The 14,063-nt window shown below is 69.3% G+C and carries 1 protein-coding gene; it reads right to left on the minus strand.

What is annotated here, in order from left to right:
* Positions 1–12: 12 nt before the first annotated feature.
* The gene (locus AC07PU_RS19890) at positions 13–14,052 is read right to left on the minus strand and encodes an ESPR-type extended signal peptide-containing protein (RefSeq protein ID WP_495319775.1); all 14,040 of its coding nucleotides are present in this window, start codon (positions 14,050–14,052) and stop codon (positions 13–15) included.
* Positions 14,053–14,063: the final 11 nt, after the last annotated feature.

A 14,063-nucleotide genomic window follows, 5' to 3' on the forward strand; every position in this document is an offset into this window, starting at 1 on the left:
TTCTCCCCGTGCTCAATTGAAGACCCATTCCGCGCCCACCGTGGCCGACGCGCCGGCACGGCTCAGGCCGACGCCGCCGGTCAGGCTCCAGGCGTTGCTCTCGGCCGTGCGGCGGAAGCTCACGCCCATCGCGCTCTCGCCCTTGAAGACGCCGTAGCCCATGCGCATCACCGTCTTGCCCGGCACGTAGGAGCCCGGCATCTGCACCGCCATCGCGGCCGCGACGCCGGCGTAGGCATTGCGCGCCACGCTGCGGATCTCGTTGCCCAGCGCATTCGCGCGCATGTCGGTGTAGGCGTTGTTGGCGGCGCTCGACTGGTTGAGCTGCTGCACGTTGACCGCGTCGGTGGGCGCGACACCCGGCGCCACGTTCTGGATGGTCACCGGCCCGCTGGAGGCGCCGTTGCCCATCGTCACGCTGTTGTAGTTGACGGTGCCGTCGGGGTTGGTGTCGTAGCGCACCGTGCTCTGCTGCACCGCCTGCAGCTGCCGCACGTTGACCGCGTCGGTGGCCTGCGTGCCGCCGGCCACGTTGGTGATCTGGCGTTCGTTGCCGCTCGCGCCGACCGACAGCGCGCCCTGCGCGGAAGCCACGGCCACGCCCGAGAACATCTCGCGCTGGCCGTTCATGCCCGCGCGGTCGGCCACCGCGCCGTTGCCCAGCGCCACGCCATTGCTGCTCGAGGCCAGCGAGTTGCCGCCGAGCGCGAGGCTGCCCGCGCCGATGGCGCGCGCGCCGTTGCCGGTGGCGACCGCGCTGGGGCCCAGTGCCTCGGCGCGCGGGCCGATGGCCACGCTCTCGGCGCCGGCGGCGTTCGAGTCCGCCGCCTGCGAGTTGGCATGGAAGTACTTGATGCCCGAGCCGGTCTGGATGTTGTTGATGGCCTGGTTGGTCGCGTAGAGCTGGCTGCCGTTCACCGCGTCGGTGCTGGTGGCGCTGATCTCGCCGGCCGCGACGTTGGTGATCTGGCGCTCCTTGCCTTCCGAGCCCACGCTGACCACGCCCACCGGCTTGGCGCCGGCGAACTTGTAGGTCGTGCCCTGGATCGTCACCTCCTCGGTGGGCCTGGCCTTCGAGGTCGTCGAGTCGTTGCCCAGCGCCACGCTGTTGTCGGTGCTGACCACGGCACCGGTGCCGATCGCCACGCCCCTGTCGGCCTTGACGACCGCGCCCGATCCCACCGCGGTGCCGTCCTTGCCGCTGGACGTCGGCGCCACGTAGGTGGTCGGCGACCCGGTGATCCACTTGTTGCCCGCGCTCGCGGCCTGGCTGGCCACGGCCTGCAGCTGCGCCACGTTGACCGCATCGGTGAGCGCCGAGCCCGCGGCCACGCCGGTGATCTGGCGCAGCAGGCCGTTGGCCGCATCGCCGACGCCGACGGCGCCCGCCGTGGCGGTGGTGGAGGCGATCGCCTTCGATGACGCGGCATCGGCGCCCGGCGGCACGTAGCCCGCCGTGCCCGCCGCGCGGTCGGCCACCGAGAGCGCGCCCAGCGCCACGCCGCCATCGGCGGTCGCGGTGCTGCCCGCCCCCACGGCCACGCTGGCCGTGCCCGCGGCGGTCGAGGCCGCGCCGGCCGCCACGCTGCCGTTGCCCAGGGCCCGCGACCAGGCACCGAAAGCGGTGCTGTCGATGCCGCCCGCGGTCGAGAAGTAGCCCACCGCGGTGCCGCGGTCGCCGAGCGCCCAGGCGGCATTCCCGAGCGCCGTGGCGCTGGCGCCGGTGGCCTGCGCCGCCGTGCCCATGGCCACCGCGTTGTCGCCCGCGGCCTTCGCGTCCTTGCCCGAGGCGATGGCGTCGGCACCGGTCGCGCCGTCGTTCTGCTCGTTGCCGCCGCCGGTCGAGTTCACGCTGTAGTACCTGGTCTTGCCCTTGTCCACCGTGTCGTTGAGCTGGCTCACGTTGACCGCGTCGGTGTCGGCCACGCCCGGCGCGACGTTGGTGATCACCTTGCCCCCGGCATCGATGCCCGAGGTGGTCACGCTCGGACCACCCGCGATCGTCAGGCCGGTCGACCCGAGCTTGACGTCCGGACCCACGGCCACCCCGGCGTTGTTCATCACCGTGTCGCCCACGGTCACGCTGCGGTTGACCTTGACGTCGTCGGCGAGCTTGAAGTCGAGGTCGGTGCCCGTGCGCTGGATCGCGACGTTGCCGTCGGAGCTGCCGAAGTTCACCTTGCCGCCCGGCGCCACATTGCCGCCCGTGGCTTCGCCGTTGGCGGCCACATTCCAGCCCGCGCTGGCGGTCTGGTCGACGAGCTTGAGCTGTTCTTCGGTCGCTGCGCGGCCCACGGTCGCAAAGCTCGGATCGTTCAGCGTCTTGTTGCTCAGGCCCTGGATGTCGTTCGTGAAACCGCTGAGCTTGACCGTGCCGCTGGTCACGCCGCCCGCCGACACCGCCGTCGTGGTGGTCCCATTGTTGACTGTCAGGCCCGTCGTGTTCACGACGCTCTGGCCCACGGTCACGCTGTTGTTGACCTTGACGTCGTCGGCGAGCTTGAAGTCCAGATCGGTGCCCGTGCGCTGGATCGCGACGTTGCCATCCGAGTTGCCGAAGTTCACCTTGCCACCCGGTGCCACATTGCCGCCCGTGGCTTCGCCGTTGGCCGCCACGTTCCAGCCTGCATTGGCCGTCTGGTCGACGAGCTTGAGCTGCTCTTCAGTCGCTGCGCGGCCCACGGTCGCGAATGTCGGATCGGTCAGGGTCTTGTTGCTCAGGCCCTGGATGTCGTTCGTGACGCCGCTGAGCTTGACGGTGCCGCTGCTCACGCCTCCGGCCGACACGGCCGTCGTGGTGCTCCCGTCGTTCACCGTCAGGCCCGCGTTGTTGACGAGGCTGTTGCCCGTGCTCAGGCTGCCCGCGGCCGTGAGGTTTACGTCCTTGTTGAGCGCCACCTTCACCTGCCCGTCGTTGGCCACGCCGCTCTGCGTCACGGTCATGTTGCTGTCGCCATTGAACGTGACCTTGCCGTTCGGACCGATGTTGGCCATGGTCGAGCCCGCGCCATTGGCCGTCACGTTCCAGCCCGCGCTGGCCGTCTGGTCGACGAGCTTGAGCTGCTCTTCGGTTGCAGCACGGCCCACGGTCGCGAACGTTGGATCGGTCAGCGTCTTGTTGCTGAGGCCTTGGACGTCGTTGGTGATGCCGCTGAGGTTCACCGTGCCACTGGTCACGCCGCCGGCCGAGACGGCCGTGGTTGTCGTGCCGTTGTTGATGGTCAGGCCCGTCGTGTTCACGACGCTCTGTCCCACGGTCAGGCTGTTGTTCACCTTGACGTCGTCGGCGAGCTTGAAGTCCAGATCGGTACCCGCGCGCTTGATCGTGACATTTCCATCCGAGTTGCCGAAGTTCACCTTGCCACCCGGTGCCACATTGCCGCCCGTGGCCTCGCCATTGGCGGCCACGTTCCAGCCTGCGTTGGCGGTCTGGTCGACCAGCTTGAGCTGCTCTTCGGTCGCCGCGCGGCCCACCGTCGCGAATGTCGGGTCAGTCAGGGTCTTGTTGCTCAGACCTTTGATGTCGTTCGTGACACCGCTGAGGTTGACCGTGCCGCTGGTCACGCCGCCAGCCGACACGGCCGTCGTCGTGGTCCCGTTGGCAACCGTCAGGCCCGTCGTGTTCATGACGCTCTGGCCGACCGTCACGCTGTTGTTGACCTTGACGTCATCGGCGAGCTTCACGTCCAGGTTGGTCCCGGTACGGGTGATCGTGACGTTGCCGTCCGAGTTGCTGAAATCGACCTTGCCGCCCGGCGCCACATTGCCGCCGGTCGCTTCGCCGTTGGCGGCAACGTTCCAGCCTGCGCTGGCGGTCTGGTCGACCAGCTTGAGCTGCTCTTCCGTTGCGGCACGGCCCACGGTTGCGAATGTCGGATCGGTCAGCGTCTTGTTGCTGAGGCCTTGGACGTCGTTGGTGACCCCACTGAGGTTCACCGTTCCACTGGTCACGCCACCGGCCGACACGGCCGTCGTCGTGGTCCCGTTGTTGACGGTCAGGCCCGTCGTGTTCACGACGCTCTGCCCCACCGTCACGCTGTTGTTGACCTTCACGTCGTCCGCGAGCTTGAAATCCAGATCGGTGCCCGTGCGCTTGATCGTGACATTGCCATCCGAGTTGCTGAAGTCGACCTTGCCGCCCGGCGCGACATTGCCTCCCGTGGCTTCGCCGTTGGCCGCCACATTCCAGCCGGCGCTGGCGGTCTGGTCCACGAGCTTGAGCTGCTCTTCGGTCGCCGCGCGGCCCACCGTCGCGAATGTCGGATCGGTCAGGGTCTTGTTGCTCAGGCCTTTGATGTCGTTCGTGACACCGCTGAGGTTGACCGTTCCGCTGGTCACGCCGCCAGCCGACACGGCCGTCGTCGTGGTCCCGTTGGCAACCGTCAGGCCCGTCGTGTTGACGACGCTTTGGCCCACCGTCACGCTGTTGTTGACTTTCACGTCGTCCGCGAGCTTCACGTCCAGGTTGGTGCCCGTGCGCTTGATCGTGACATTGCCATCCGAGTTGCTGAAGTCGACCTTGCCGCCAGGCGCCACATTGCCACCCGTGGCCTCACCATTGGCTGCCACGTTCCAGCCCGCGCTGGCGGTCTGGTCGACCAGCTTGAGCTGCTCTTCGGTCGCCGCACGACCCACGGTCGCGAATGTCGGATCGGTCAGCGTCTTGTTGCTGAGGCCTTGGACGTCGTTGGTGATGCCGCTGAGGTTCACCGTGCCGCTGGTCACGCCTCCCGCCGAAACCGCGGTTGTCGTGGTTCCGTTGTTGACGGTCAGACCCGTGGTGTTCACGACGCTCTGGCCCACCGTCACGCTGCTGTTGACCTTCACGTCGTCGGCCAACTTCACGTCCAGGTTCGTACCCGTGCGCTTGATCGTGACGTTGCCGTCCGAGTTGCTGAAGTCCACCTTGCCGCCGGGCGCAACGTTCGCGCCTGTGGCTTCTCCGTTCGCGGCCACGTTCCAGCCCGCATTGGCGGTTTGATCGACGAGCTTCAATTGCTCTTCGGTCGCCGCGCGACCCACGGTCGCAAAGCTCGGGTCGGTCAGCGTCTTGTTGCTCAACCCTTGGACGTCGTTGGTGACACCACTGAGGTTGATCGTTCCGCTGGTCACGCCACCAGCAGAAACCGCCGTCGTGGTGGTTCCGTTGTTGACCGTCAGCCCCGTCGTGTTCACAACGCTCTGCCCCACCGTCACGCTGTTGTTGACTTTCACGTCATCGGCCAGCTTCACATCGAGATTGGTGCCCGTACGGGTAATCGTGACGTTGCTATCCGAATTGCTGAAGTCGACCTTGCCGCCGGGTGCAACGTTCGCGCCTGTGGCTTCTCCGTTGGCTGCCACGTTCCAGCCCGCATTGGCGGTCTGGTCGACGAGCTTCAATTGCTCTTCGGTCGCCGCACGGCCGACAGTCGCGAATGTCGGATCCGTCAGGGTCTTGTTGCTGAGGCCTTGGACGTCGTTGGTGACGCCGCTAAGGTTCACTGTGCCGCTGGTCACTCCGCTCGCCGAAACCGCCGTCGTGGTCGTTCCGTTGTTGACCGTCAGCCCTGTCGTGTTCACCACGCTCTGGCCCACGGTCACGCTGTTGTTGACCTTCACATCGTCGGCCAGCTTCACGTCCAGGTTCGTACCCGTGCGGGTGATCGTGACGTTGCCGTCCGAGTTGCTGAAATCGACCTTGCCACCAGGCGCAACGTTCGCACCCGTGGCTTCTCCGTTGGCCGCCACGTTCCAGCCCGCATTGGCGGTCTGGTCGACGAGCTTCAGTTGTTCTTCAGTAGCGGCACGGCCCACGGTCGCGAAGCTCGGATCGGTCAAGGTCTTGTTGCTCAAGCCCTGGATGTCATTCGTGACCCCACTGAGGCTCACTGTGCCGCTGGTCACGCCACCGGCCGAGACGGCCGTCGTGGTCGTTCCGTTGTTGACCGTCAGCCCCGTCGTGTTCACGACACTTTGGCCCACCGTCACGCTGTTGTTGACCTTCACGTCGTCAGCCAGCTTCACATCGAGATTGGTACCCGTGCGAGTGATCGTGACGTTGCCGTCCGAATTGCTGAAGTCGACCTTGCCGCCAGGCGCAACGTTCGCACCCGTGGCTTCGCCGTTGGCCGCCACATTCCAGCCTGCATTGGCCGTCTGGTCGACGATCTTCAGTTGCTCTTCGGTCGCCGCACGACCGACAGTCGCGAACGTCGGATCGGTCAAGGTCTTGTTGCTCAGGCCCTGGATGTCGTTCGTGACACCGCTGAGCTTGACCGTGCCGCTGCTCACGCCGCCCGCCGACACCACCGTCGTGGTAGTCCCGTTGTTGACTGTCAGGCCCGTCGTGTTCACGACGCTCTGGCCCACGGTCACGCTGTTGTTCACCTTGACGTCGTCGGCGAGCTTGAAGTCGAGGTCGGTGCCCGTGCGCTGGATCGCGATGTTGCCGTCGGAGCTGCCGAAGTTCACCTTGCCACCCGGCGCCACATTGCCGCCAGTGGCCTCGCCATTGGCGGCCACGTTCCAGCCCGCGTTGGCGGTCTGGTCGACGAGCTTGAGCTGTTCTTCCGTTGCCGCGCGACCGACAGTCGCGAATGTCGGATCGGTCAAGGTCTTGTTGCTCAGGCCCTGGATGTCGTTGCTGACACCGCTGAGATTCACCGTGCCGCTGGTCACGCCACCGGCAGAGACAGCCGTCGTGGTGGTTCCGTTGTTGACGGTCAAGCCCGTCGTGTTCACGACGCTCTGGCCCACGGTCACGCTGTTGTTGACCTTCACATCGTCGGCCAGCTTCACGTCGAGGTTGGTGCCCGTGCGAGTGATCGTGACATTGCCGTCCGAGTTGCTGAAGTCCACCTTGCCGCCCGGCGCCACGTTCGCACCCGTGGCCTCACCATTGGCCGCCACGTTCCAGCCTGCATTGGCGGTCTGGTCGACGAGCTTCAGCTGCTCTTCGGTCGCCGCACGACCGACAGTCGCAAAGCTCGGATCGGTCAACGTCTTGTTGCTCAGCCCCTGAATGTCGTTGCTGACACCGCTGAGATTCACCGTACCGCTGCTCACGCCCCCAGCCGACACCGCCGTCGTGGTGGTCCCGTCGTTGACGGTCAGGCCCGCGTTGTCGACCCGGCTGTTGCCCGTGCTCAGGCTGCCCGCCGCCGTGAGGTTCACGTCCTTGTTGAGCGCGACATTCACCTGGCCGTCATTGGCAGCCCCCGTCTGCGTCACGGTCATGTTGCTGTCGCCATTGAACGTGACCTTGCCGTTCGGGCCGATGTTCGCCGTCGACGAACCCGCGCCATTGGCCGTCACGTTCCAGCCTGCATTGGCGGTCTGATCGACCAGCTTGAGTTGCTCCTCGGTGGCAGCACGCCCCACGGTCGCAAAGCCCGGATCGGTCAGCGTCTTGTTGCTCAGCCCCTGGATGTCGTTCGTGACCCCACTGAGCTTCACCGTCCCGCTGCTCACGCCACCCGCCGACACGGCGGTCGTCGTGGTCCCGTTGTTGACCGTCAGCCCCGTGGTGTCGAGCACGCTCTGCCCCACCGTCACGCTGTTGTTGATCTTCACGTCATCGGCCAGCTTCACATCGAGATCGGTCCCGGTGCGGGTGATCGTGACGTTGCCATCCGAGTTGCCGAAGTCCACCTTGCCGCCAGGCGCGACGTTGCCGCCCGTGGCCTCGCCATTGGCCGCCACGTTCCAGCCCGCGTTCGCGACCTGGCTCACGGCCTTGAGCTGGCTCACGTTGACCGCGTCGCTGTCCGCGGCGCCCGCGGCCACGTTGGTGATCTGGCGCAACTGGCCATTGCCGCCCACGCTCACCGCCGCCAGCGTGCTGGTGGTGTCGGCGATCGCCGTGCCGCTCTTCGCGGCGGTGCCGGTGCTCGGGTCGTAGCCGACCACGCCCGCGGCCGTGTTCGCCAGCGAGTTGCTGCCCAGCGCCACGCTGTCGGCCAGGGCGGCGGACGCACGCACGCCGAGTGCGGTGCTGCCATCCTGGAACGCGCGGCTGGCCGCGCCCACGGTCACGGCGCCGACGCCCTGCGCATCGGTGTTGGACCCCACGGACACCGACGCGAGGCCGGTGCCGGTCGCACCGGGGCCGACGGCCACGGCCGCGGTGCCCACGGTGGTCGCGTTGAAACCGATGGCCGCGCCGCCATTGGCGGCCTTGGCCTGGAAGCCGGCGGCCACGGCATTGGTGCCGGCGCTGCTGCCCGCGCCCAGCGAGGTCGCTTCCGAAGCCAGCGCGCTGGCATCGCCGCCGAGCGCCGTCGAGTTCGAGAAGCTCGCGGTCGCGCCGCTGCCGATCGCGGTGGCGCCATGGTTGACCGCCCCGCCGCTGGAGGTGAAGGCGCTGGCGCCGCGGCCGATGGCCACCGAGCCCCCCGAGGTGCCGTCCGCCACCGCCGAGGCACCGACGGCCACGCCGTCGTTCGCCTTGGCCGCGGCGCCCACGCCCGCGGCCAGCGCGTTGGTTCCGGTCGCGCCCTTGTTGTCGTAGTTGTCGCCCGGCGTGCCGTTGTCGTTCACGCTGTAGTAGTGCGTCTGCGCGGCCTTGAGCTGGCTCACGTTCACCGCGTCGGTGTCCGCGCCGCCGGCAGCCACGTTGGTGAGGCGCCGCTCCGCGCCCGAGGCGCCGACGCTTACCACGTTGCTGCCGGTGGCCGTGCCGGCCACGGCGGCCCCATTGGGCGCATACGACGCCACGGTCGCCGCGCTCACCGTGCTGCCGTTGCCGATGCCCACCGCGCCATCCAGACCCGCGGCGATAGTCACGTTGTTGCCTACCGCGAAGGCGTTGTTGGCCGCGATGTCGTTGTTGTTGCCCACCGCGTAGCTGCCCGATCCGCTGACGATGTTCGGGTCGCCGATGGCACCGCTGTTGTCGCCGCTGACGATGTTGCCGGTGCCGATGCCGATGCTGCTCGCGCCGAGGGCCTGCGCGCCGGTGCCGATGGCAATGGCGTCCGTCCTGCCGCTGGCACCGGCGATGGCGCGCTTGCCCAGCGCGATCGAACGGTCCGAGTCGGTGATGGCATGGTTGCCGACGGCCACGGTGTCGTTCAGCACGGTGCGCGGCGGCGTGGCCGCCACCTTGTTGCCGTTGCGGTCGGTGAGCAGGCCCGTCTTGGTGTCGATGAAGTAGCCGGTGCCGGCCGAGGTACCGACCGCGACGTTGTTGTCGCCCTGGAGGGCGAAGCCGGCCGCGCTGCCGGCGACATGGTTGTCGCTGCCTTGCAGGTTCATTCCCGCGAAGGTGCCGACGGCGACGTTGCGGTCCCCCTGGGTCGACAGGCCGGCGGAGGTCCCGACGATGGTGTTGTAGTCCCCCGCCAGCTTGTAGCCGGACGTGGTGCCCAATGTCGCGTTGTAGTTTCCGGTCGCGCCAAGGCCCGCGCTGCTGCCGACGTAGGTGTTGGACGCGCCCTTGGAAGCCGCGCCGGCACTCGTACCGACATAGGTGGCATAGTCGCCGCCGGTCACGCCATTGCCGGCGTTCCCGCCGATGGCCGTGGTCTGCTGGCCCAGCGCCTGCGAAGAATTGCCCACGGCCACGCCGCCGCCGCCCGAGGCCACGGACGAAACGCCGACGGCCACCGACTGGTCCGCCGTCGCCGCGGCATTCACGCCCGCCGCCAGGCTGTTGATGCCCGTGGCCCCGTTGTTGTCGTGGTTGCCCTGGGGCGTGCCGTTGTCGTTCACGCTGTAGTAGTGCGTCTGTGCCGCCTTGAGCTGGCTCACGTTCACCGCGTCGGTGTCGTCCGAACCTGCCGCGAGGTTGGTGATGCGGCGCTCCTTGCCCGCGCTGCCCACCGACACCTCGCCCACCGGCGCGCCGCCGGCCACCGCGGCGCCATCGGGCGCATAGGCGTTCTTCAGCGCCAGCGCGGCCGCATCCTGCGTCGCCTGCGATCCGGCGCCCAGCGCCACGCCGTCGGCCGCGCTGGCCTGGGCCTCGCGGCCGACCGCGACCGCGCCGTCCTTGCCGGCCACGGCGCTGCTGCCGATGCTCACCGTGTCGCTGGCCTCGACGTTGACGCCCGCCATGCTGCCCAGGGCCACGTTGTTGTCGCCCTGGGTGCCCAAGCCCGCGTAGAAGCCGGCGGACAGGTTCGCGTTGCCCTTGATGTCGGTGCCCGCATAGTGGCCCTGGGCCGCGTTGTACGAGCCCGCGGTGCGCGTGCCCGCGCCCTCGCCTACGCCGAGGTTGAAGTCGCCGGCCACGCCGTTGCCCGCATTGCCGCCAAATGCGACGTTGCTGGTGCCGGTCACGTTCTGTCCGGCCTTGGTGCCGAAGGCGGCGTTGTAGGCACCGCTCGAGCCCCGGCCCGCGTTCGGGCCGACGCTGAGGCTCTCGTCGCCGTTGGCCTGCGCGCCCGGGCCCATGGCCACGGCCTCGAGACCGCTGGCCTCGGTGCCCTTGCCCACCGCGATCGCGCGGTCCTTCGAGGCATAGGCGAGGTTGCCGATCGAGACCGTGTCGTTCGCCTTCGTGGCCGCCGGCTGTCCCGCCAGCAGGTTGCCGCTGCGGTCGACGTAGCCGCCGCGGTCCAGGTCGAGCATCGCCGCCGTGCCGGCGCCCCTGCCGATGGAGACGTTGTTGTCGCCATCGACCACGCCGCCCGCGCCCTGCCCCACGCCGACATTGCCGCTGCCCTTCACGAGGCTCACGGCCCCCGTGCCGAGCGCGGCGTTGTCGGTCCCCGTCACCACGCTGCCGGCCACCGCGCCGACGCCGACGTTGCGGTTGCCCTGCACGCCGTTGCCCGCGCTGCTGCCCAGGCCCAGGTTGTCGTTGCCGTCGATGCTGTCGCCCGCGTTGTTGCCGACCGCCACGTTGCGCGTGCCCTTGGCGCCGGTCCCCGAGTCGTTGCCCACGAAGGTGTTGCGGTCGCCCTGGGCATCGACCCCGGCCGAGGTGCCGAGGCTGGTGTTGGCCTCTCCCGTGACGCCCGTGCCGGCGCCGCTGCCGAAGGCCGCGTTCTCGCTGCCGGTCACCGACGCACCGGCCGAGGCGCCTACCGCGGTGTTGCTCGCGCCCGGCGTGCCCTGGCCCGCGCCCACGCCGACGGCCGTCGAGCCGGCACCGGCCGCCTGGGCACCCGAACCCACCGCGGTCGCATGGTCGCCCGCCGCCGCGGCATCGACGCCGGCCGCCAGGGCATTCAGGCCCGTGGCGCCGTCGTTGCCGTGGTTGCCGCCCGTCACGCCGTTGTCGTTCACGCTGTAGTAGTGCGTGGCCACCGCCTGCTGCACCGCCTGCAGCTGCGCCACGTTCACCGCGTCGGTCGCTTCCTTGCCGGCCGCCACGTTGGTGATCTGGCGCGTCTGGCCGTTGCTGCCCACGCTGACCGCGCCCAGCGTGCTGGTCCAGGCCGCGCCGGTGTTGGTGGAGGCCTTGCCCGTGGCCGGATCGAAGCCGGCCACGCCGGCCGCCGTGTTCGCCTCGGACTGGCTGCCCAGCGCCACGCCGTCGGCGACGTTGGCGCGCGAGTTCGCGCCGAGCGCCATCGCGTTCTCGGCGTTGTCCACGCGCGCGGCCCAGCCCAGCGCGACGGTGTTGTCGCCCGTGGCCTGGCCGCCGATGGCGATGGCGCTGAAGCCGTCGGCCCGGGCCGTGCCGCTGGAGGCACCGCCGATCGCCACCGCCGCCGCGCCGTTGGCGATGCCGTTGATGGCGGTCGACTGGGTGCCCGTGGCCTGGCCGTTGATCGCCACGGCGGTGGCGCCGTCGGCGCGCGCGCCGTTGCCGACCGCGGTGGCGCTGGTCTGCAGCGCGCTCGCCGAGGTGCCCACCGCCACGGTGTCGCTGGCACCGGCCTGCGCGCCCTTGCCGAGCAGCACCACGCCGCTGGCGTTGTCCGCGACCTGGCCGCCGTCGGCCAGCACCACGCTGGAGCTCAGGCCGTTGAGCGTCGTGTCCACGCCACCGACGAAGTTCTTCTCGCCGCCGGTCACGCTGAGGCCCTTGCCGATCACGCTGGTGGCCGAAGTCGCGCCGACCTTGTTGTTGGCGCCGATGACGCTGGTCAGCGAGGTGCCATCCAGCGTGTTGACCGTGCCGAGGACGCTGGTGTTGTCGTTCTTGCCCGTCAGCGCGTTCTGGTTGCCGATCACGCTCACCAGCCGGTTGCCGTCGCCCGTGATGCTGTTGTTCCGGCCGATCTGGCTCGTGCTCTGGTTGTCGTTGCCGCTGAGCTCGTTCTGGTAGCCGATCAGCTGGTTGTATTCATTGATGTTGCCCTCGATCGCGTTGAGCCCGCCCGAGACGATGGCACCGTAGTTGCCGCTGCCCGAGACGCTGTTCTGCTCGCCGTTGGCGAACAGGTAGCTGCCCGTGGCATCGGTCAGCGCGTTGTTGTTGCCCTGCGCGTGGCTCGAACTGGCGGCGATCGTGTTGTGGTTGCCGACCGCATAGGAATTGTTGCCGCTGATCGTGTTCGGATCGCCGATGGCGCCGCTGTGATCGCCGTTGACGATGTTGCCCGTGCCGATGCTGATCGACTGCGTGCCGTTGGCCTGCGCGCCCGTGCCGATGGCCACGGCCGAGACGCCGGAAGCCTGGCTGCCGCTGCCGATCGCCACCGCGGCCTTCTCGCCCGCGACCGCCGAGGAGCCGATGGCCAGCGCGTCGTCGCCGGTGGCGCGCGAGAGGTAGCCGATGGCCGTGGTGCGACTGGCGTTGGTGCCGGCCACGCCGTTGCGCTGCGAGGCGCGCACGAACGAGTCCTGCAGCTCGGCGGCCGTCACCACCACGTTGCCGCTGCTGGCCTGCACCACGTTGCCGGCGCCGTCGATGGTGTAGCTGCCGTCGTCGATGCCGGCCTGCGTCACGCCGCGCGAGGCGAGGAAGCCCATGAACTCGTTCTGCGCCGCCAGGCTCGCCGCCTGCACCACGGCCTGGGGAATGGGGCTGTTCGGATCCTGCGCGGCCAGCGCCAGGTTGGCGCCGGCGCCGGTGCCCAGCGCGATGTTGTTGCTGCCGGTGGACTGCAGCCCCGCGAGCGTGCCCTGGTGGATGTTCTGGTCGCCGGTCACGACCTGGCCCGCGCGCTGGCCGAGCGCGATGTTGCGGTTGCCGGTGGTCAGCCCGCCCGCGCCGAAGCCCATGCCGACGTTCTCGTCGCCGGTGACGATGGCGCCGGCCTGGTTGCCGACGTAGGCGTTGCGGGCACCGCTGCCCGCGGCGCCGGCGCCGCTGCCCACGAAGGTGTTGAAGGCATTGCTGAAATCGTTGGGATCGGACTTGGCCGGCCGGCTCATGCCCGCGTACATGCCGACCGCGACCGTGTCGTAGCCGGCCTCGGCGCGCGATCCCAGCGCCGTGCCGCGTCCCTCGGCCTTGGCCGAACCGCCGACGGCGACCGAGTTGCTCTCGGTGGCCGCGGCATAGGCGCCCAGCGCCACCGAGCTCCAGTTCTCGGTCGGGCTGTTGAGGTTGTTGCCGCCGCTCGCCAGCGCGCCGCGGCCGATGGCGATGTCGCCGAGCTTGCGTGCCTCGGTGCCGTTGCCCATGGCCACCGTGTCGCCCGCGCTCGCCTTGGCGTCGGGCCCGATCGCCACGCTGTTGGCGCCGGTCGCGCCCGAATTGGCGAGCGTCGAATTGCCGGCGGCGGTCGCGTTCACGTGCAGGTAGGGCGTCTCGTCGACGCTCACCCAGCGCCCGCCCTTCCAGGTCACCAAGCCCTGCGTGAGGCCGTTGGCGGCCGTGCCGGGGGTGGTGTTGAACAGCACCATGCCGTCGGCCGGCACGCCGCCGGGCAGGCCCCAGACGGTCGCGTCGGTCAGCGCCACGCGCGGCATCATCACGCCGCGGGTCGAGGAGTTGATGTCGAGCACCGCGCCGGGCACCGGGTCGGGGTTGGCATGCCCGGTGCCGTCATGGATGCCGGCCTGCGCCCAGGCATCGCCGGCGCCCAGCGCCGTCACCGCCGCCAGGCCCGCGGCCAACACAGCCGCGCGTACGCGACCGCCTCCCTTGCCGCGGGCCTTCACCGTTTCCGACGCCGCCACCCAGGCTCCGAGCGCTTCGTTCCAGACCGATCGGTACGTCTTGTTCATTTCTTCGTGAT

The organism is Variovorax sp. GW821-FHT10D07, from assembly GCF_059415325.1.

What these genes read in the sequence shown, in the direction of transcription:
- AC07PU_RS19890 (WP_495319775.1), bottom strand. Translation starts at nt 14,052, where the DNA reads ATGAACAAGACGTACCGATCGGTCTGGAACGAAGCGCTCGGAGCCTGG.